The organism is Pseudoalteromonas sp. TAB23 (assembly GCF_000498075.1).
Classification (GTDB): Bacteria; Pseudomonadota; Gammaproteobacteria; order Enterobacterales; family Alteromonadaceae; genus Pseudoalteromonas; species Pseudoalteromonas arctica.
On sequence record NZ_AUTP01000223.1, the window covers coordinates 68,735 to 87,845 of the forward strand.

Below are 19,111 nucleotides of genomic sequence, written 5' to 3' on the forward strand. Positions count from 1 at the left end.
TTTTACTATGTAGACACTTAAAACATAGATACTAACTAAACGAGATAACCATGTTAAACACTCTTAAAAAAATCATTGATAGCGCGACATTAGCGGGAGTAGCAATTAACGTTACTTCAAAAAACGACACTGAGCTTGCTATCGTTTTTACTCCTAAGTTAGCAGCATTAAGCAAGTCTGGTAAATCTGACATATTAGAAGATGGTAGGGCTAACGCTGAGAGCCATTTTAACCTTCGTGCAGCCCTATCGACCCCTTGGGTTATGACAGGCACACCTGAAAGCATAGAAACGCAATTAAATGACTTTTTGCATAGTGCTGGCACTCCATTAGAGCAAGCAAATTCAAATATGAATAACTCAAGCTTTATAGATGCCTTAAATAGCGCAACGAAAGCCGTTGAAGCCAACAAAGCCCCTGCCGTAGCCCCTAAAGAAAAGATAAAGCCTAATACTGCAACCACTCCAACTACTAAAGCACCAGCTACTACAGCAGTTAAAAATGAATCAGCACAAGCACCTGTTGTAGTTCAAGAACCACCAGCAGTTGAACACGATTTATTTAATGGTTTCGATGATATTGACAGCATTTAATTTTAATAAGTAAGGAATAAAAAATGAATAAACACAAAAGAATTTTCAAAGTGGGTGCGCGTGAGATTGATGCACCTTTACCAAATGGTTCTCTACAAAAAAATGTTGAGCAATTAATGGTTAACTTCCCTATGTTTCGCTTCACACATATTCTCGAAGTAGATGGGATACCGCAATCTGATGGCTCAATTCTATACGAAGTGGAGTTACCGCCATGCAAAACGAACGGGTAACACCGCAAGCTCAATCAAATTTAGATTATTTGATTGAGCTTAACAAAACCGAACACAGTGATAACTCAGTAAAATCAAAAGCTAGTAAGCCAAGTGCAAGCATTAAATTTAAGAAGGAATACAAAACATGCGATTCATCGAAGGTTGTGGTTTTGAAACAAAAATTAAAAAAGATACACGCGCCAATAAACGTATTAAGAATGTTTGCACCGCCATTAATGTAACTAACCCATTAGTTAGCCTTACTGGTGAAACACTTGTTTATGAAAACTCTAATTACTTTAATTCGTTAAATGATAGTTACTATTTAAGCCAAGTATCTGACTTTATGGAACATTATTCAGATACTATTATTAGTGCTATTAATTTTAATTTGATTCACTCAAATCAACTTCCTAATCTACGTCCGACAACGATTGATGAAGCAAAAGAGTCAATTAGTCTTGTTCGTAACTTACTTGCTAACGTCCCCGTTAAGCTTATTGAACAGCTTATGCCGCATATACACGCTGCTAAAAAAGACTTGATTGCTGGTGGTGTGCCAAGTGAGCTAATTGAGGAATTTGACGCTCAATTTAGCCCTGATTTTGACTTTTCTTACAACAATTCTGAACTTGTATTTGAGACACCTAATATTGAAGGGTGTTTGATTGTTAACATTGATAGTTTTCGCGCTAACTCTAAAGCCGCCAGTGCCTTAGTATCATTATTATGCAAGGGTAACTTATTCGATCAAGGTCATAATGCATCTTATTACAACCACATGGAAAGTTGTGAACCAATCACGGACACCAAAATAATCGCACAAGTTAATAAACTGCTATCGAGCAAGTTGGATTTAGACGAATTACAAGACCAAGCTGCGTGGGTTAAGTTAGCGTTACCTTTACTGGCACGTATTCAAAACGAATATGATCTTGAAATATCTGAGTTACTTTTAATGAACTTTAATGACTTGGATGCAGAGCGATTGATGGCGTGTGATGAAGGTTATGTAGATGAACTTGCTAACAGCCGTATAAACATAGACTGTGAATTGGAGTCTCTGGTGACTTTTTTCCATCAAATGCTTACTAGAATCGCCAGCTTTAGCTATTTAGCATCAAGGTTTCAAGACCCTGATATGTTTTCAAAGCTTAACAACAAAAGGGCTAGTTCTGCCAAAATACTGACAGCAATTTATGATGTTGCCAGTAAAGCAACTGACAACGGTTACTTAGAAATTGCTAATGAAGATCATGTTGGACTAAGAACCTTCGTTTTAACTGATTACGTTACTAGCGATAATGAAGCTGCCTACGGTGTGATTGACGATGTTTACAATCATGCTTATGAAGTAGACGAGCTAACATTAAGCTATAAAATGTCACTGACAGACAGCAATATAACGACCGTAAAAAACACGTTGATTAACTCGTATTGCATGAACTTTTTATCTTTCCTTAGTGATCGAGCAAAGCAATTTAATTTTTAGTTTGGGTATTCCCGTTCGGTAGCCTGAATTTTCAAATATTTTATTATGAACCTATATTAAATGTAGGAGCGAATAGAATGTTTGCACAAAAGAGTTCTGATGATTATATAAAGCAAATCACCAATATCGAAGAAATTGGTGGCATGAAAGGCCATTGTGCCATAGTTGTTAATCAGTATGAGTCATCTACCTATCTTACTTACCATGACATTGATGCGAATAATAAAATCAAAGATGGTAAATTCATCGACATTGCTCAAGCAGTAAAAGCACTCGCCAGCTTAAAAGACGAACCTATAGAAAGCGAAAGTAACTGGATAGATACAGACATTTTGTATTCAAGTGACAATCAATTAATCTGGTATGTACCCGCTCATAAAAGAACACTTTGGTTTGTTGCTAGTGAAAATAAATTCTCAGTGAAAGTTCACACACCATCTTTTGTTTTTTCCCTAAATCGCAATGCCCGAAATTTAAGAGTGTTTAGCTGTAAATCAAAATCTCGCCCAACCCCTGAAACAAAGCTCTACAACGCCCCATTGATGAATGTAGGTATTAATGGCTCGCTCTGCTTAGGCTCTGCGACATTGCCTGATAACGTTCAATCAGATAGCAAGCAAATACGTACTGCGTGTGAATCAGCGCTATTTGATACCAATTTTAGCCACGTAAATAACACTAAAACCTTTAAGAGTAAAAGAGAGGTGACGACAACAAGGCATGTTGCTTTTTGGAAGAAATTTGAAAAGGAAAACCGCGAACCTAAAGCGAGTGAACTTGTATTGTCTACCGTATCTTTTAAAAAATTAACTCAAGGAGCATAAGATGTATAAATCACCGCAATGGCTAACGGATAATGAATTTCAAAACAAAAAAACTAAAGTTGTAATCATTGGTGCTGGTGGTACTGGCTCTGAGTTAATAAGTCAAATTTTCAAAATTAATTACACATTAATGGAGTTAGGTAGTGCTGGCCTAGACGTAACGTTAATTGACGATGATGTAGTTAGTCCCACTAATTTAGGGAGACAGTCGTTCTACCATTTTGATCTCGGTTTTTCTAAAGCAAAGACACTGATTGAACGCTTTAATACGTTTGGTAACTTAACGTGGAAGTACGTAGTTGAACGTATTACGCCCGATAATATAAACAAGTATATTCCCAATAACTGTGTAGTTTTTACATGTGTTGATAATCCAATTGCGCGTGTTACCGTGGGTGAGTATTTAGAAAAGCGGCTACACAGCGAAGTTTTATGGATTGATGGTGGGAATAGCAGAGCTGATGGGCAAGTAGTGCTTGGTACGTATGAACAGAGAAAAGACCTACCATACCATCGCTTACCTTCTGTTTTTGACTTGTATGGGGAGCAGCTAAAAACACAGGAGTATATTGCAACCGAAAGTTGTTCGCATGTTGAAGCAATGAGATCACAAACGCTCGGTATAAATAATGCAATAGCATTACAAATGACGCAGCTCTTTTGGCAGTTAGTCCGTGAAGGTGAAATTACAGCGCATGGCGCTTTAGTTGATTTAAAATCTTTTACTGTTAATGCCTTGCCAATCGACCCTGAAATCTGGACAATGTTTGGCCTCACCGATAAGCGCACTTAATTTGGTGATGAAGGGAGCACACAATGAAAAGTTATAGTTTTATTTTCCTCTGTAAACAAAGTGGCAAAGATATTCGTAAAACAATTAATACTAAAGGGGAATGTGTTGGTTATGCTCTGGAACTGGCTGCAAAAGAGGCGGTTTCAAAGTTTGGTACACAAGAGATTTATTTAGAATCATTTTCACTCAGTAATTTTTAAACCCATTTCTGTAAAAGTTCTGCATCTTAATTTAGCCCATTCCCAATCAGTAGCGTGATTTTCTTATTCTGGCAAACTTAACTCATATTCAATCTAGTTAGGTTTGTCATTATGAAAATAGATACTTACCAAGAGCGCCTTGCTCGTATTAAAACTATTCCAGACTTACACAATGAAGTCGCTGACGCAAAGCGTACAAGCATGAAAGTTCGATTACATGCTAAGAGCCGCATACCGCTAGAACATCGTCACAGTACCGCCCTGTTGAAAATGTACCCTGAACTAAACGTGCTTTATACAAAAGCTAAATCGGTTGAACAGAAACTTCAAATTAATTTTCTACGCATTAAAGCTAATTTACGTGAAGGCGATATAAGCGACCCTATACCTAAAAATGCAATTTGCCACATTAGGCGTAAAGCGCGTAGCTATTTTCATGTTTTAGGCAAACTTCCTAGTGCAGTCACTTTTGAGGGTTGTGAATACAAAAGTAATTCGTTCATGGCTTTTGTAAGCGACATTTCAACCACCAGCTATCAATAGAGAGTTACCCCATGCTTGCCATTAAAACACCAAAAGAAATGAAAATATCACTCCTGCAATTGTCTAATATCTTACTGCATAGAGACTTTATAAAGTTGCTCTTGAACAATAACCATCGCTTTGAGCAATTCCCTTTCGTGAGTGAGCTGGTGGAACGCGAGTCATTAAATACGCTGGCAGAATTAAAGGTAGTGGCCAAAAGCGTAAGTGAACGCAGTGAATTTAGAAAAGCGGTATCGTTAAGTGATAAAGATTACATTATCAGCATAATCACTCAAGCATCGGCAGCTATCAATACACTCGCTGATTCAATGTGTCCAGACCCAGTAACAAAGCAATTATCTTCTTTTTCAGTACGCAAAGATGAAACATTTTTAGAAAAAGCGACTCAGTTCTTTGGTGCTGACTTTGGGTTGAGTGTGAGTTCTTCAATCAGTATTAGCACAAGTGGGTATGAGGCAAGAGACAACTACAATGTACCTTCACTCTATTACTTTATAGGCTCTTATTTAAAGCTTAGGCATACAACTAGCTATATAACACATAGCCCCATTGCGGAAGGTTTAATAAATCATGTATTACTTCGAGGGCGTGATTACATGCTTAATGGCCATCCTGCAGATCTCTTTGCTCATGATGTTTCAAATATTACGACCGCTAAAGTAAATGGCCTACAGGGTATTTACTTGCATGATGATGCGCTTATTACGAAAGCCTCTATCGAGGGCACAACAAAGCCAGAAGGTAACTACTCAACCTATTATGATTTCTCTGAGCTAAGTCAAACTCGTTTTGAGTTGGTGGGATAAATTTACAGAGGGTGTTTTGACCCTCTCTATTTTTTTCACTTTCCCTCAATAAAGGTAAAACTAAGTTTAATTATTTTGTACTTCGAGAGAGAAACGAATGAGTATTTTAAATTACATATATAGATTTTTAAGATTTTTTATTGCTGCAACCTGCTTTACGATCATCTTAACAGCGTCAATTATGTTTATTTGGTTATCTATCCTCCCCCCAGTTCATATTGAAACAGATGCTAATGTCGCTATCAACGAAACTCAGTATGTTTTTGCTGTATTTAAAGAGAGCGTTAAATATGCATTATTGCTTATTAGCCTTTATTTCATAGCAGAACGCTGTCTATTGAATGCAGAAATGAAATCAGCCTCATTCCAGAATTATAAAAAGGCCAGAGGGTAAATCTAGCTTAGTAGCCAGAAATGTAAATGATGCTTTAATAACCAAATACACCAACAAACTTTATAGAGATTTTTATTATGTTCAATCAAACGCTAGTTCTAGGTAATTTATTCCAAGACCCGATTCTTCGTTATACAACGCAAGGTACAGCTATCGTTAATATTCGTATCGGTACAAATACATATTACAAAAGCGATGGTGAGAATAAGAAAAAAACTGAAAGCCATGATGTTTTTTTCACAGGTACAGTGGCAGAAAATATAAATACATACCTTAAAAAAGGGAGTTTGGTGTTTGTACTCGGTGAGCAAAGCACTTCTATTGAGAATAATTCAGTGAAAGGTAAAATTTATCATAAAAATATTAAAGGCCACACTATCAAGTTTTTAGATGGTAAAAAGAAAGACCATGCTTATACCGATAACAATGCAAACGAACTTGACGATCAACACCAAGATAATAAACCTGCACCCACTACTCATAACGAATATCAACAGAAAAGCGCGGGAGTTCAGCAGCAAGAACCACACAAGAGCGCCCCAAGACCTAGCAATCAATATCAGGCAATGCATGCTGAAGGCTTTGCACCTGACTCAGATTTTGAGTAAAACCATCAAAGAGTGCCACTGAGCACTCTTTTTTCATTCTTATATCTAATACCTACCGGCGACCCGAATTTAGCCCTGAATCTTTCCCTTACTAGTTTACCCCCCAATAATATATTGGCGAACAAGGGTTATTTATAAAGAGAATAATTTCCCTTGTTCTTGTGTTGAAATACTCATTTTACACATTGAATTAAAAGGAATGTTGTGTAAAATGAAGATCTGCTCTAAGGGTTTGAGCAGAAAAAACTTTTAGTTTTGGTGTCGCGCCAGTTTTGAATTGGTTACTCTCCACTGGTGCGCCATTTCCCCATTTATTCTAAATCAAATATCAAACATTTAAATTTACACACCCCTTTTTAGGCATCTCTATTTTTTAACTTCCTAGATTAAAAACGTTTTAATACGCTTATACATCTCATAAGCGGAATAAATAATGTTAAAGAAGTTAATTTACACGAGCCTACTGGCTGCAATCTCATTTAGCGCACTGAGTATTGAGCAAAACGAAATCATAGACCTACAGCAAAAAGCCAATGTGGGTGATACTTCAGCCCAACTTTTACTTGGCCAGTTAATGCTAACAAAGCAAGTGAATGTCGCAGGTGATTTAACCGAAAAAGGGTCGGAATTAATACTACGCGCAGCTAGATCAGGTAATCCAAAAGCACAATTCATGGTGGGCGTGTTGTATGAAAAAGGTGTTCTCGGTCAGGTAGACTTAGAGAAAGCCTATATCGCTTACCAAGATGCGGCTAATAATGGGTATGTAAAGTCGTTAGTTAACATGGCCTATATTAAAGAACAGCAAAATGACTTGATTGAAGCTCGAAATTTGTATTCTCAAGCGGGTGAAAAAGGGGATGCACTTGGCTACCTAAATCTATACATTTTAGAAAAGCGTGAAGGGAAAACAAAACAAGCTGAAAAAGCGCTTATCGCAGCCGCTCAAGCGGGAAATGATACCGCGCAATACATCTATGCCTCAGAGTTATTAAAACTTGATACAGAACAACCGTTGAATGATGCCTCTCCTGCTATTTTGTGGCTTAAAGTCGCTGCCAAACATGGTAATACAGACGCAATGACTGATTTAGTATCACTCTATGACAGAGGAACATTCATCAGTGCAGATCACCCTTTCATAGAATCAATTCTGAATAAGTTACATTCAGAGGGCGACAATAACGCATCGTTCACCCTGGCAAAGTATTACATCAATTATTACAAGTCGTACAGCAAGGCGTGGCCACTACTAACACAGGCTATTTCAAATGATGTAGATGGAGCGTTACCTTACAAAAACTTGATACTTGATTCAAAAAAAGTAATAACGACCGAAAAAGATATTTATGTAGCATCAATCGCGCAGGAAAACGACCTTCCTCCAGTCCTAGTTAAAAGCGGTGCTCGTTTCAATGTTGTAGATGAACTTCAAAACGGCAGTGTTTTTGTTGTTGAAGATGAACTAAGTGTTTATGGCTTTGCAGAGCAATCTTTATTAAATGCTGCGCGAGTCAATGAAGATATTCGACCAATGGCCATTCCTGCCCCTGTTGCAATTGAAACTGACTTGATTGATATAAAGTCACAGAGTGAAACTGAAACCAGTGAAAATGATGCTTTAGAGTTACAGAGTAACATTGAAATTGATGAAGAGGTTAAAGCTCAGCCAATGGATCGAAATATTCAAAAGGTCGTTGCAGTTATTAATCGACCTGTTAACTTTAGAGAGAATGCACACCCACAAAGCAATGTTATCGGAAGTTTAGATGCTGGTGATGAGGTTGCTTTAATTGGTTTGGATGATTGGGGTTGGGCGCAGGTGGTGCATGATGGCACTGCTGGTTTTGTTATGTCACGAGCCCTTGATTATGACGACTAAATTTCAGTGCACGCTATTATACACTTTCAGCCAGTATCGTTGTTTTACAATTGAGGAAGCGAATCACACATTCACTTCCTGATTATTAAATTAAAATTATTCTGCAACAACGAGTTACCAGCAATTATTACAAGAGAATTAGAATGGAAAAAGTACAGAGTAAAGTTGAGAGCTTAATAGCTCAACCAATCAAAGAATCGTTCCAAAGTAATAGAAGCGCTAATATAGGTTTTGCATGTTCTAATGGTGTTCAGGTACAAATAGCTAGACCTACTTCATGTGAGTGCTGTGGCGAACCAGTTAATGTTTTTAATGTCCGTGATGCACACCATCCAGTTGATAATAAAAGCTCTATCTTTCACCGGGTAATATATTGTTCTAGGACAGATGCTTATCATCAAGATATATACATCGTTTTTAGTTACCTATTGGGTGCTAAGCTGCACTACTTAAATAAAAACAATGAATTAAGTTTACCATTAATGTCTTTTTCACTGCCGATAGGCAAAGCAATTACCTTTAATGCTTTAAGAGGCCTAAACGCGCTGAAGCGTAAGTTAGAGTTTAATAGCTAACATCTACCATTAAATGTAATCAAATGCGCTGTTCAGCGCATTTTTTTTGCCTATCTCGATACTCTGCTTTCATTGACTAATATCAGTACATTAATGTGTATGTTCTTGCCTGGTATTCTTTTCCGGCAGTTTCAAAACCAAGATTACGCTCTATTCTAATTTATAACTCAATAAGCTTGTCAACATAGATCAGTGAACCAAATAGTATTTCGGCTATAGGTAACCGAATACTTATCAGAAACCCTTTCAGTAACTGTTTTCCAATCAGTAGCTCAAATATCGAATATTGATACTATTATTTCATCAACTCACGACAGGCATTTAAGACAATGGAATCACTTTTCAACAAACGTTTACTTGAGGCACAAAAGCAACTTGGTTTAACTAAAGGATCTAGCCAAGAATTAATCAAATCAATTAAAGCAAAGTCTGAACGCTTTACTAAACCAACAGTTCACTAGGAGAGCTCTATGATTATTTTCGTCGTAATTTTAATGGGTGTGTTTTTCTTGATTACTACTAGCTCATCAATGTTTTCTGATACCGCTACTGATGAGCAAATGCGTGAGGTTGGTGTGCTGTTACCCAATCAAAATAAGAGTGTTAATTCTGACGATGACGATGACGATTTTTTGTTAGAGTTTGATGGCACTTTACCTCCAGATTATTATTCAGATCCAAATAATCTAGTAGTGATGTCTATAAATGATAGTGAAGAATTTTAATAGTTAAATTAGATGCTGGGCTTAAAAGCCAGCTCTAATAAATTTATTTAAGTATGTGTGTTAAAAAATACCCCAATTAATTGTTCTAAAAATAATAGCACTCAACTTTAGTATCATTAAGAAATAATTAAACTCGTATTTATGGGTTGGTTTCGTCTGAAATTAGGTGTTTTTTGATAGATCATTGATGGCTGGGTAGCCGTGTGCTTTCATCTAGTGAATTATTGGTGACTTTCTTTAAGTAGTGTTATTAACAGCTCGTAGTAAGGGGGGGAGGCTTTCTCAATATAGGGATGTTCTTGCTTTATGTTTTCCTCTAATTCATAAATTTTAAACGCAGGCACATTAAATTGTACAACTAACCGGTTAAACACCTGTTGTGGATTTGCCCCTGGTTTTTGTTCGCTCCCAACTTCCTTTTGTTTCTTTTTAATTAGCGACGTTACCTTTTCTTTCATCTCGCGTATATCGTCAGGAACATTGAATTCATTTTTAAGACGAGCCTTAAATGTTTTTAAGCTATGGCTGTCGTGTTCTTGTATGGCCGCATTACTTTGCGCGCGTAAATGCTCCATTCTATTTGATTTATTTACATCAAATCCATTTTTAATATCGTGCTTATTTTGTGAGTGTATTAGCTTCTTAACTGTTTTTTTATTGATACCAAGTGATGCAAATAACTCTGGGGTGATGAAGATACGCATACTTTGATAGCGCTTTAGTTTAACGCTGTAATTCTGTTGTAACATGACCAGCCCTGCAGCTGCTAAATCCTTTAATGCATTAATTACAGGGTTGTAGTTTTCACGACCATGGCGGTATTTGGCTGTTGGCTCTGATATGTGAAGTTGATTAACCATTTTGGCCAAAGCTTTAATGGACATTTTAATTTCAAACAGGGAGTTAGAATAGGGTTTGTATGAGGCACAGTAAACTAACGCCTTCATCGTTTCGCGAAGGGTTTGCTCTCTTTCTATTCGCATACGGTTAGTTCGCGCCGCTAGTGCGATGGTACTGAAACCAAGATTTAGCATGCCACCAGCGTATCGCGCTTTGTTTAAGAACGTATTAAGTTTGAAATCATGCATTTCAATACGAGCAATAAGCAGCTTAGCAATTGGATTTTTAGCTTTAAAATCGAAATGCGGAGTCAAATGCCTATGCACAGAGCGACCTGTTATTACAGTGTCGCTCATGGTCTGATGCTACGATCAGATAGAGTAGTTTTCATAAAAAACACTTATAACTTAAATTTTAGCCAAAAAAGCCCTTGACCTTATTTTTATGTAGTTATAAGCTTGTCCTAAGTTACGTGGGACTTACCAGTTGGCGCTGGTTGCTTACAACATTACATAAATATAAAACCTTCCTAGAACCGACTTTATGTCGGTTTTTGTTTTTCTATTGCTTAGCAATGTTACTTTATTGTTAGTTTTTCGTTGTGCTTAGCCTTATCTATATGTTAATTATTCAATTATTTATCGAATTTCGATCAAAGGATACTTCGCTTAAATAGTTAGATCAAGATAATTCACAAATGATGATCACTTTTTTATGCTTATTTGTACCCTTTTCTAATCAGTAGCCTAAAAACTCGAAATACGTATTATGTCTCTCAAGGGTTAGGCCGAGTATCCAACACTACTCTCCGTTGGGTATTTGGCCTTTTTAAATCTACCTTTGAAGCGCTTCTAACTCCTTTATCATTCTGTCCGTTTCCTTCTTTGCCTGCTCGATTATTTCATCTCGAAACTTAACTATATTTATACCTTTATCTTTAGCCATCGCGTTTATATCGCTTACGCGCAGGTCTTTAAATTGCTTGTCTGTTGGCGCAGTTATTGTTTGATTACTATCAATAATTAATACTCCCTCATCCTCCATCATTTTAATTAATAGCGCGAATGCCTCCATTGACTCCGCTTGTGTGTTTCCATCACGCATAAACTTATCAATTAATCGCTTACCATTTAATGCGATCACTTGAGATGATTTTTTACTTACTTGTTGCTGCAGCTGTGCTATTTGCTTTGTCTGTTGGTAAGTTTTAACGCTTACCAACAATAAAATAGCAAGGCTGGTGGCTAAAATTAGTTTTGTTAAATAACCGGCCATTATTTTTGGTCCTTAATATCATCTTGGTTCAATTGTAAGGTCATTCCCTTCTGAACTAAGAAATCTACTTCAATACCTGCTGGAATCTCTATAACAGGCCACATAGCCTCAGCAATTGCTAAGTAATATGAAGCTACACGTTCCATGGCGCTACTTGCACCTTCCATTATTCCTGCTCCAGCGTACTGGTTCAGGTTTTGGCTTTGCCATACGGTTGATGCAGAAAGCTCAGTATTAATCGAAGGTACTTGCTGCGGCGCAGCAGCACTTGCAAAACCTGATAAAAAGCCTGCTTTTATAGAGTTGCCTATTGCTTTACCACTTCGCTCGATTACCGTACCACGTATACCTGTTAAACCATCTGAACTAGACACAGCATAAGCCGTTAATGATTTTTCAATGGCTTGGCCATCATTGGTAATACATGAAATTGCTTCTGCACGGATTTCAACGCGTTCGCTTGCTAGGTTACCAATACCTGCACCAAGGACCATGCACTCACGTATATCCAGTGAGAAAAAGTTAGGCATAATCGCTTCTCGTTTTACACGAAGTAAAATAGGGATAGGTGTATCTTGTGAACCTACTTTTGTTGGCGCCGCAACACCATTTATTAACGTGCCCGATAATATTGAGCCCATTGCTAATGTAAATTCCCCTTTATCACCTTTTGCTGATGGGTTTCTTTCGTCATTATTTTTAGCAATTTGCCCTTCACGACTATCGTCTACATTTTGATTGTCATTCGTTAAACGCTGAACTTTAATATCACTAATGGTTACTTCACCAGAGCGCTGCACTTCACGTATACTGCGTTGAGTAATTGTTCTAATAACGTTGCCTTTAATTTGGGGTGATTGCGTTATTATCTCAGTTTGTGGCCTATATAGTACATTTTGGTTTTGCTGATCTGCTTGGTAACTGACTGGCTCACCTTGTACTTGAAACTGTTTGCTAGGCAACTTAGTGCTTATATCAATTGGTTTTGTGTTCGTAGCGCTCTTCCTTTTTAGCTCAAACATCTCATTTTGCATTTGCTGCATTGAAAGTTTCAATTGTTCAAGGTTTTCAGCGTCTTTATTGTATTTAGCCTCCATTTCGCGCTCTTTATCGGCTAAACGAACTTTCATTTCATCAACAATACCTTCTGCTTCTTGTTGGTCCATTGTACCCAATGTGTCAGATAGGCCCAAAATTGATGTTACAGACTGACTTTCAACCTGCTGTTCACTCATAGTGTCATCTGTAAAAAGTGAACCCCCAACAAACCAAAGAATAACCAGAAATATGATTCCTAGAATGCCCTTGCGTAACCATGGGTTGTCTTCAATATAGGTTTTTAGCTTTTCCTGAATCATTCACCTGCCCCCATTGTTAAGCGTGGTCTAGTCTGACCATATGACTCCGCGCTTGCCTTTTTCAGTTTACGAATAATATAAATCTCTGTTTCTTCCCCTGGTTGTAAGTAAGACTTTGGATATAGCGCAACCGATGTAACCCCATCGTTTAGACACATTTCTTCACGTACTTGGTAAACACGATCGCTATCATTGTGCACAAGAACTACATCAATAAAGTCCTGGCTTCCACTTAATCGTTGACCCGCTTCATGATATATAGCTATACGACACGGATGCTTAAGATAATTTGGTATATCGTTCGTTATTGAGTATCCAGATGGGGTCTTACCTTGCGCTATCGGTTTCAAGATAGAAACAATACTTTTTTGATAACTTGATGAACGCAGTACCGGTGCGTTTTGCGCTTCAAGAGTCGCTTTATCAATTTTTTTCTGTTTTTCCATTTCGTTAAAATGATTCAGCGCTTTTAACGTCATCTCAGCTGGCATATCTATATCAATATCTACCATGGCTGGTGGTGAAGCCATTGGTACTAATACGATGGAGATTTCAGATTCAATAACACCGTCTTCAGATAGTAATAAACTAATTGGTTGCATTGTTCTCAACGTCACATACAAGTGGCCGTCCTCAACCTCAAGTAAAGCTTGCTCTGAGTTAGCACTTGTTTTTACAGATAAACTTCTAAAGTTAGTTCGTATGGCATTACTAAATCCCTGCCCGACTGGAATTACTATGTTTCTTCCCGGCTTTAGGTTGTAAGATTGTTCGGGTTTAAAGCTTTGTTTCACTTTTTGTAAGAAATCAGGTTCATTACTACTCTTACTTACAGGAGTGTTTGACGCTGATCTATTAGTTTCGTTAGGTACAAAGCTATTAGTTGCAGCGCGCAACTCAGCGGCCCCGTTATAAGCTGGTTGACCCGCCGGTGTTGCATTCATTGGTTTTCTACCAAAGTTTGTTTGTATTGGTATGTCTAACCCTTCATCTTGTGCATAGACTGCCGGCATTAAGCTCAGTGATAAACAGATAGATGCTGTTATTTTATTTATTAATTTCATTTTCATTCCTTAATCGTCACTTATGACTTTTTTAAGCTCAGCAGTTAACATTGGGTTTTCTTCAACCAGATATTCAACATCACGGTTCTTTGGCAGACCTTTGTATGAGTTAAAGTGTGTAATAGCAGCGCGTTCAGAGAAAGGTTTAATTCTGAACTCATACGTCCATCTTTGAGGTAAATTGATATTATTGGCAGTGGCTTTTAGTTTGATAGTTCTGTCACCCCAGATCCAAACCAAGTCCTTTACAGGGTCATAAATAGCGTCTTTGATAACAAAGGTTTGCTCTGCATCTCTTGCTATTAAAATCTGAACCTCTTTTTTTAGAGAGGGTAATATTTGCTGCCGTAAGTAAGGTGAAAGCATGCTATCCAGTTGATTCAATACAAAATCAGCATTGTCCTTCGATAAATTCCCTGCTATCGACGCTGCCGCAACTGCCCATCGTAATTTATATTCTTTATTAGCCACATTACCCGCAACGACTAAAGGCTGTGTGAAATTAGGAGGGGTGGCGATTACTTCTGTATCTTTAAAAGCCAATGCGCAAGCTAATACCCCTGCAATGGCAAGTAGACCGTATTTAATTATTGTATCTTTAGTTTGATTTGTTTGAATCTCGCTAACGGATTTTAAAACTTTGCTTTCACTTCTTTTCATCTAATGAGTTCCTATTGAAAATATTCACGACTATATGGGTCAGGTATATATTTACTTTTTTTCAAAAATGGCAAAGCGCCATGCCACCATAGGAAGTGAAGGATAAAACCTCTTGAGTAACGTTCTTCGGTGTATTTCAGTGTAAAAAACCAAATTAAACCAAAAGTAAGTAGTTCCATTGGTTTGTTGATCAATATGCCAAATCCAAAACACATGATGGGCATAAGCACATAATGCATTGGCCATAATATGAGAGTAAGTGGCTCATTAATGCGTTTTGGCATTCTGTATTGAAAAGGATTATCTGACATTTGTTTGTCCTTCATTAAAATCTATTCGCTATTATTTACCGTTAACAGACGAATGCATAAAATTAGAGAGGGTGTATTTGATACCTCTAATTATTTAGATCAAAAAAAAAGGCTCAAAATGAGCCTTTTTTCTAGGAGGGAAACTAAGTGTGTTATTAAAGGCCTGGGATACCAGCGGTAAAGATTAAATCTAATACTGAACCAGCATTTACCATTAATACTGCACCAAGGAATGCACCAGCAGCCATAGTGTAGTTTTGTTGAGTGATGTTATAAACAGAGTAACCAAATGCTAATAGCGAAATAGTCTTACCCGGAATACCTTTTATCCAACCATCAAACGTTGTATATATCGAGTTCCATTCGGTACCACTACCTGCAGCAAGTGCTAGTGATGAAAACACTACACATACTATAGCTAGTGCTAATAGAAGGTATTTAGTTTTTTTAGATGTCTCAACGTTATTCATGTTGTCGATGTTTGCAATTGCTATACTCATGGTTATCTCCGATTAATGAGTTGTTTTAATTCAAAGTGATTATTCACTGTAATTCATTCATTTTAAAATTTTAGAGCGTACTAAAATGGCCCCTCTAAGCTATGCTAATTTTAAAGGAGCACATTAATGTGTTCCTAGTCCTTCTCAGCAAAATCATTATTACCTTTAACTTGGCTTATTTTAAATTTTACAGAGGGTTAAAATCGCACCTCTAAGGTATACATTTATAAAATTCCACCTATTAGGCGACTAATGCTGAAACCTTGAGCACTAACTGACTTAGCATCTTTAGTCTCTGTCATCTCCATTAATTCATTTTCAACTTCTATTGTGCTACTTATCCCATCTATAAAGCCTTTTGACTTAGCATCCTCACCAAGCCACACCATTCCATTAAACAGTTCAGGATCGTTTGCAAGTTTGTCTTTTCTCGCATCAAGCACAGATGAAACGAAATTGGTGTGCATTGGCATCATTAACGAATCTTTCAATAGCTGTTCATCTTCAACTTTCAGTTTTTTAAATGGATCAATGATTACCTTTTTACCCACGGAAGTTAAAATTTGTTTTTTAACTCCCAATTTCTCAGCTAAACCCGTTAAATCCCATGAATCAATTCGCACACCAATAGAGCCAACCATCGAACTTTTGTGGGCATATATTTTATCTGCAGGCGATATAGCTTGGTAACACGCTGAGGCACAAATGGCTTGAATGCTTACATAGAGCAGCTTTCGTTCAGTTACCGGTTTATCTGTGTAACTTTTTATAAATGAATAAGCCGTTTCTCCCTGTACGGGCGAACCACCACCAGAATTAACAATTAGCATTATTGCACTCGCCCTTTCGTCTTTATCCGCGCGTTGTATTTCTTTCGCTAAATTGTAGCCAGAGCCGCCACCAGCATCAGTCATCTCACCCTCAAGCATTATTTGCGATACATACTTAGGCTTATTTATTTCTAATGTCTCTGTCTTCCAGTTTATTAATATGGCCGTTAAGAAGCCTCCAAATATAATGAATGTTTTAAAAACCTGTGAAAATGAATAAGCCTTAGCTACTGGTCCTAACTTAGATTCAACTGTTGAAGTTAACTCTGATATGGCCTGTGTTAAATTTTCAGGTTGAACTTTAACTTGCTTAACTTTTTTTCTTTTAAGTTTTCTTAGTAAATTTGTAATCATTTTAACTTGTACCTTTATGGAAATTACGGATTATTCCTGAAATCAATAAGGCAATGCCTATCAAATAAATAAATGGAAAATAGGGCAACACTCCGCCTACAAAATTCGGAGCTAACATAAAAAATGTAAATAAGCAGAATGAAACCCAAATGATTTTTATATATAAACGCACCAAATTAGGTTTAGCCCCACCAAATCTATATGCGTTTGCTTTGTGTCTGTTCACAGACCCGTAAATTAAAGCTAAACAAAGTGGAAGTGACACAAACAACCAATACTTAAACATCATTATTCGCAAAGCGATCTGATACGCTAGTATCTGCCCGTTTATTGCTAATCTTTCTTGGAACGTACTACCTATGACACCATCCCATTCCGTGTCCTTTTCAGGCATTAACTTTGATAAAAACCATTTGTATAGCCCACTCCCATTTACCCATTTATCTTGTAAAAAGAGGGTTTCGTTATGCAATACGTTCCAATCATTCTCTGAAATCGCACCTTTAATCTGATATGACTCTTGCAGTACATTCGATTTGTATTCGTCTGGTTCAGTTAATAACAGCATGAGTAACATGGCTGCTACAGAAAGTGAGGACAGCAGTAATAATATTTCTAAACGCGTATGCTTACTTGTAATTGCAGTCTTCATACTGCATCCCCCCAAAATACTGCCAGCCTTTTGCCTGTGGCCGGCACTCCCCAAATACTTAAATCAATGCGATTGAATACCAATAGATTGAAAATTAAATATAGTTTTTTATTCGTCTCTTTCGTTGGCGTATGCAATGTTATTAAATTGTCCTTTGGGTGTTTATTTGACCAAGCACGCAAGCTTTCTTTGGTCCAATCCCACACCTCATTTTCACATTGAATTTTCATGCAACATAATTGAGTTAATTGATTTGAAATATATTCACAAAAAACCAAATACGCAGCCGATTGTCCTTGTATCTCAGCCTTGGCGTAATATGCGCTCAATGATGTTGTAATGATGGATATGTAAGTAGGTGCGCCACTATTGAATATATCAATGTTGCCCATGTACTCTTTTACTTTGTTGCATATTTTTACTACTGCCGGGTTGATGGTATCTATCATCGACAATTGTATTTTAATATTTGACTCACCAATTGAATCAACCAATTGCGCTTTCTCTGTCAGAGATTTATTTTTAACTGCATGCATGAATTTTAAAATTGATTCAGCGTCAAAGAATTTATTTAAAATGAGTAGCCCTACTTCATCTTTACGCAGGTACTCTAACTTTACGTTAAGTTCAGTCGTTGAAATTGACTCAAAGTTATTGTTTTCAATCCACGAATATAAACTTTCATTCGTAAAATCCCACGTTAATGAGGCTGACAATCGCTGGCCTTTTGGCCTGCCCGACACTTTTGCGTAAATGATTGGGTATAAGTTTTCTGATACTGCCAGAATTAGAGTTTCAACTTTTGTATTTTCAAGATTGTCTATAACGCCGTTCATAATTAGGCTAAATACGTGTTCTTTGTATATCTTGTTTTGTAAACCAACATACAGCGCAAGGTTTCTTGCCAATTTCAATAATGCTTCGTTATCACTGCATAACTTTAAAAACTTATCCTGATTTTTTTCACTTAGTCGTGCTCGTATCTCATTCTTAGATGATTGCTTTTCAATGTCATTCAGTGAAAGCCATGTTTTTTCAGCTGTTAAACCATTAAAGTTTTCAATTCGCCACTTTTCTATAACCATTTGGCTCGCTCCTCTGGGCAGCTGTTAATTACAATAGGTAACCTCATTTTAAGTTTACGGCCATCTGCTAACCGTGCTATGTATTGAAGTTTTGGTAAATCGCCCATTAAGCCCATTGGAAATGAATCATCCATCTCTTTAGCTGAACGCTCACCATGCATTGAGTTGAAGGCAAATATACTTTCGCTACTTGATGCACCAGATGAACTTTGATTTTGAACTTTTGTAATTGCTGTCTTTGAAAATTGCGCAGCAACATACTCTTGGGTCTTTGGATCAGTTGTTCTAAAAGAAATGAAGTTATTACATAATCCTAAAACCCTGTTTGCTGTAGGCTCATCTGTTTTAGCTGCAATATCGCTGATTGTTTGTGTAGCAAGGTAAAGCTCGATTGATGATGCACGACCAACAGCAAGGAGGTTTAATAAGCTGTCATTATTTTCAAGTGCGGCATGTGCTTCATCTAAGAAAACAGCAACTCGTGATGCTTTCTTGTCGTTATTGTTATAACGGCGACCAGACACGGCGG

The 19,111-nt window shown here is 37.2% G+C and carries 25 protein-coding genes; 14 read left to right on the plus strand and 11 right to left on the minus strand.

Annotated features, from left to right (window positions below; all coding sequences use genetic code 11):
• Positions 1-50 precede the first annotated feature (50 nt).
• The 14 genes from L654_RS0112985 (at position 51) to L654_RS0113050 (ending at position 9,653) form a co-directional block, all read left to right on the plus strand.
• A complete protein-coding gene (locus L654_RS0112985; protein ID WP_024591252.1) occupies positions 51-593 on the plus strand; it encodes a hypothetical protein in 543 nt (180 codons plus the stop codon).
• A 23-nt stretch (positions 594-616) separates the two neighbouring features.
• Positions 617-826, plus strand: coding sequence for a hypothetical protein (locus L654_RS0112990; protein WP_024591251.1), 210 nt, complete (start codon positions 617-619; stop codon positions 824-826).
• 127 nt (positions 827-953) lie between these two features.
• On the plus strand, positions 954-2,300 hold the full coding sequence (locus L654_RS0112995; protein ID WP_024591250.1) for a hypothetical protein: 1,347 nt from the start codon (positions 954-956) through the stop codon (positions 2,298-2,300).
• Positions 2,301-2,377: 77 nt separating this feature from the next.
• Positions 2,378-3,124 carry a PRTRC system protein B gene (locus L654_RS0113000; RefSeq protein WP_024591249.1) on the plus strand — a complete coding sequence of 249 codons (747 nt, stop codon included), beginning with the start codon at positions 2,378-2,380 and terminating at the stop codon, positions 3,122-3,124.
• Position 3,125: 1 nt separating this feature from the next.
• Positions 3,126-3,917, plus strand: a complete 792-nt coding sequence (locus tag L654_RS0113005; protein WP_024591248.1) for a PRTRC system ThiF family protein — start codon at positions 3,126-3,128, stop codon at positions 3,915-3,917.
• Positions 3,918-3,940: 23 nt separating this feature from the next.
• On the plus strand, positions 3,941-4,117 hold the full coding sequence (locus tag L654_RS1000000127975; protein WP_155945835.1) for a hypothetical protein: 177 nt from the start codon (positions 3,941-3,943) through the stop codon (positions 4,115-4,117).
• Between the two features lie 111 nt (positions 4,118-4,228).
• A complete protein-coding gene (locus L654_RS0113015) occupies positions 4,229-4,660 on the plus strand; it encodes a hypothetical protein (RefSeq protein WP_024591247.1) in 432 nt (143 codons plus the stop codon).
• Between the two features lie 11 nt (positions 4,661-4,671).
• Positions 4,672-5,469, plus strand: a complete 798-nt coding sequence (locus L654_RS0113020; protein ID WP_024608182.1) for a hypothetical protein — start codon at positions 4,672-4,674, stop codon at positions 5,467-5,469.
• A gap of 97 nt (positions 5,470-5,566) precedes the next feature.
• The gene (locus tag L654_RS0113025) at positions 5,567-5,863 is read left to right on the plus strand and encodes a hypothetical protein (RefSeq protein WP_139016103.1); all 297 of its coding nucleotides are present in this window, start codon (positions 5,567-5,569) and stop codon (positions 5,861-5,863) included.
• A 77-nt stretch (positions 5,864-5,940) separates the two neighbouring features.
• Positions 5,941-6,471, plus strand: a complete 531-nt coding sequence (gene ssb, locus L654_RS1000000126925) for a single-stranded DNA-binding protein (RefSeq protein WP_024591244.1) — start codon at positions 5,941-5,943, stop codon at positions 6,469-6,471.
• Between the two features lie 433 nt (positions 6,472-6,904).
• Entirely contained in the window at positions 6,905-8,353 is a 1,449-nt protein-coding gene (locus L654_RS0113035; RefSeq protein WP_024591243.1) for a hypothetical protein, read from the plus strand.
• A 143-nt stretch (positions 8,354-8,496) separates the two neighbouring features.
• The gene (locus tag L654_RS0113040; RefSeq protein WP_024591242.1) at positions 8,497-8,928 is read left to right on the plus strand and encodes a hypothetical protein; all 432 of its coding nucleotides are present in this window, start codon (positions 8,497-8,499) and stop codon (positions 8,926-8,928) included.
• Positions 8,929-9,257: 329 nt separating this feature from the next.
• Positions 9,258-9,389, plus strand: a complete 132-nt coding sequence (locus tag L654_RS1000000128570) for a hypothetical protein (protein ID WP_259398326.1) — start codon at positions 9,258-9,260, stop codon at positions 9,387-9,389.
• 9 nt (positions 9,390-9,398) lie between these two features.
• The gene (locus L654_RS0113050; protein WP_024591241.1) at positions 9,399-9,653 is read left to right on the plus strand and encodes a hypothetical protein; all 255 of its coding nucleotides are present in this window, start codon (positions 9,399-9,401) and stop codon (positions 9,651-9,653) included.
• A 221-nt stretch (positions 9,654-9,874) separates the two neighbouring features.
• On the opposite strand, the gene L654_RS0113055 is transcribed toward L654_RS0113050, so the two are convergent.
• The 11 genes from L654_RS0113055 to L654_RS0113105 all read right to left on the minus strand — a co-directional run.
• A complete protein-coding gene (locus L654_RS0113055) occupies positions 9,875-10,849 on the minus strand; it encodes a hypothetical protein (RefSeq protein ID WP_024591240.1) in 975 nt (324 codons plus the stop codon).
• Between the two features lie 478 nt (positions 10,850-11,327).
• Positions 11,328-11,768, minus strand: coding sequence for a hypothetical protein (locus tag L654_RS0113060; protein ID WP_024591239.1), 441 nt, complete (start codon positions 11,766-11,768; stop codon positions 11,328-11,330).
• Positions 11,768-13,126 (minus strand): TrbI/VirB10 family protein, encoded by a 1,359-nt coding sequence (locus L654_RS1000000126930; RefSeq protein ID WP_024591238.1) that lies wholly within the window; start codon positions 13,124-13,126, stop codon positions 11,768-11,770. The genes L654_RS0113060 and L654_RS1000000126930 overlap by 1 nt, the downstream gene beginning before the upstream one ends.
• Positions 13,123-14,190: a type-F conjugative transfer system secretin TraK gene (locus L654_RS0113070; protein WP_024591237.1), complete on the minus strand. Its 1,068-nt coding sequence runs from the start codon at positions 14,188-14,190 to the stop codon at positions 13,123-13,125. Before L654_RS0113070 ends, L654_RS1000000126930 begins: the two co-directional genes overlap by 4 nt.
• A 9-nt stretch (positions 14,191-14,199) precedes the next feature.
• Entirely contained in the window at positions 14,200-14,850 is a 651-nt protein-coding gene (locus L654_RS0113075) for a TraE/TraK family type IV conjugative transfer system protein (protein WP_024591236.1), read from the minus strand.
• Between the two features lie 11 nt (positions 14,851-14,861).
• Positions 14,862-15,161, minus strand: a complete 300-nt coding sequence (traL, locus tag L654_RS0113080; RefSeq protein WP_024595919.1) for a type IV conjugative transfer system protein TraL — start codon at positions 15,159-15,161, stop codon at positions 14,862-14,864.
• Positions 15,162-15,316: 155 nt separating this feature from the next.
• A complete protein-coding gene (locus tag L654_RS0113085; RefSeq protein ID WP_024591234.1) occupies positions 15,317-15,661 on the minus strand; it encodes a hypothetical protein in 345 nt (114 codons plus the stop codon).
• 224 nt (positions 15,662-15,885) lie between these two features.
• Entirely contained in the window at positions 15,886-16,845 is a 960-nt protein-coding gene (locus tag L654_RS1000000126935; protein WP_024591233.1) for a S49 family peptidase, read from the minus strand.
• Between the two features lies 1 nt (position 16,846).
• On the minus strand, positions 16,847-17,497 hold the full coding sequence (locus L654_RS0113095; RefSeq protein WP_024591232.1) for a DUF4400 domain-containing protein: 651 nt from the start codon (positions 17,495-17,497) through the stop codon (positions 16,847-16,849).
• Positions 17,494-18,582: a hypothetical protein gene (locus L654_RS0113100; protein ID WP_024591231.1), complete on the minus strand. Its 1,089-nt coding sequence runs from the start codon at positions 18,580-18,582 to the stop codon at positions 17,494-17,496. The genes L654_RS0113095 and L654_RS0113100 overlap by 4 nt, the downstream gene beginning before the upstream one ends.
• Positions 18,573-19,111: TraM recognition domain-containing protein (locus L654_RS0113105; protein ID WP_029753609.1), on the minus strand; the 539-nt coding region annotated here is incomplete at its 5' end. The genes L654_RS0113105 and L654_RS0113100, both read right to left, overlap by 10 nt.

Bases quoted from the DNA above. Each gene is read 5' to 3' on its own strand.
- L654_RS0112985 (WP_024591252.1), top strand. From the start codon at position 51: ATGTTAAACACTCTTAAAAAAATCATTGATAGCGCGACATTAGCGGGA.
- L654_RS0112990 (WP_024591251.1), top strand. From the start codon at position 617: ATGAATAAACACAAAAGAATTTTCAAAGTGGGTGCGCGTGAGATTGAT.
- L654_RS0112995 (WP_024591250.1), top strand. From the start codon at position 954: ATGCGATTCATCGAAGGTTGTGGTTTTGAAACAAAAATTAAAAAAGAT.
- L654_RS0113000 (WP_024591249.1), top strand. From the start codon at position 2,378: ATGTTTGCACAAAAGAGTTCTGATGATTATATAAAGCAAATCACCAAT.
- L654_RS0113005 (WP_024591248.1), top strand. From the start codon at position 3,126: ATGTATAAATCACCGCAATGGCTAACGGATAATGAATTTCAAAACAAA.
- L654_RS1000000127975 (WP_155945835.1), top strand. From the start codon at position 3,941: ATGAAAAGTTATAGTTTTATTTTCCTCTGTAAACAAAGTGGCAAAGAT.
- L654_RS0113015 (WP_024591247.1), top strand. From the start codon at position 4,229: ATGAAAATAGATACTTACCAAGAGCGCCTTGCTCGTATTAAAACTATT.
- L654_RS0113020 (WP_024608182.1), top strand. From the start codon at position 4,672: ATGCTTGCCATTAAAACACCAAAAGAAATGAAAATATCACTCCTGCAA.
- L654_RS0113025 (WP_139016103.1), top strand. From the start codon at position 5,567: ATGAGTATTTTAAATTACATATATAGATTTTTAAGATTTTTTATTGCT.
- ssb (WP_024591244.1), top strand. From the start codon at position 5,941: ATGTTCAATCAAACGCTAGTTCTAGGTAATTTATTCCAAGACCCGATT.
- L654_RS0113035 (WP_024591243.1), top strand. From the start codon at position 6,905: ATGTTAAAGAAGTTAATTTACACGAGCCTACTGGCTGCAATCTCATTT.
- L654_RS0113040 (WP_024591242.1), top strand. From the start codon at position 8,497: ATGGAAAAAGTACAGAGTAAAGTTGAGAGCTTAATAGCTCAACCAATC.
- L654_RS1000000128570 (WP_259398326.1), top strand. From the start codon at position 9,258: ATGGAATCACTTTTCAACAAACGTTTACTTGAGGCACAAAAGCAACTT.
- L654_RS0113050 (WP_024591241.1), top strand. From the start codon at position 9,399: ATGATTATTTTCGTCGTAATTTTAATGGGTGTGTTTTTCTTGATTACT.
- L654_RS0113055 (WP_024591240.1), bottom strand. From the start codon at position 10,849: ATGAGCGACACTGTAATAACAGGTCGCTCTGTGCATAGGCATTTGACT.
- L654_RS0113060 (WP_024591239.1), bottom strand. From the start codon at position 11,768: ATGGCCGGTTATTTAACAAAACTAATTTTAGCCACCAGCCTTGCTATT.
- L654_RS1000000126930 (WP_024591238.1), bottom strand. From the start codon at position 13,126: ATGATTCAGGAAAAGCTAAAAACCTATATTGAAGACAACCCATGGTTA.
- L654_RS0113070 (WP_024591237.1), bottom strand. From the start codon at position 14,190: ATGAAATTAATAAATAAAATAACAGCATCTATCTGTTTATCACTGAGC.
- L654_RS0113075 (WP_024591236.1), bottom strand. From the start codon at position 14,850: ATGAAAAGAAGTGAAAGCAAAGTTTTAAAATCCGTTAGCGAGATTCAA.
- traL (WP_024595919.1), bottom strand. From the start codon at position 15,161: ATGTCAGATAATCCTTTTCAATACAGAATGCCAAAACGCATTAATGAG.
- L654_RS0113085 (WP_024591234.1), bottom strand. From the start codon at position 15,661: ATGAGTATAGCAATTGCAAACATCGACAACATGAATAACGTTGAGACA.
- L654_RS1000000126935 (WP_024591233.1), bottom strand. From the start codon at position 16,845: ATGATTACAAATTTACTAAGAAAACTTAAAAGAAAAAAAGTTAAGCAA.
- L654_RS0113095 (WP_024591232.1), bottom strand. From the start codon at position 17,497: ATGAAGACTGCAATTACAAGTAAGCATACGCGTTTAGAAATATTATTA.
- L654_RS0113100 (WP_024591231.1), bottom strand. From the start codon at position 18,582: ATGGTTATAGAAAAGTGGCGAATTGAAAACTTTAATGGTTTAACAGCT.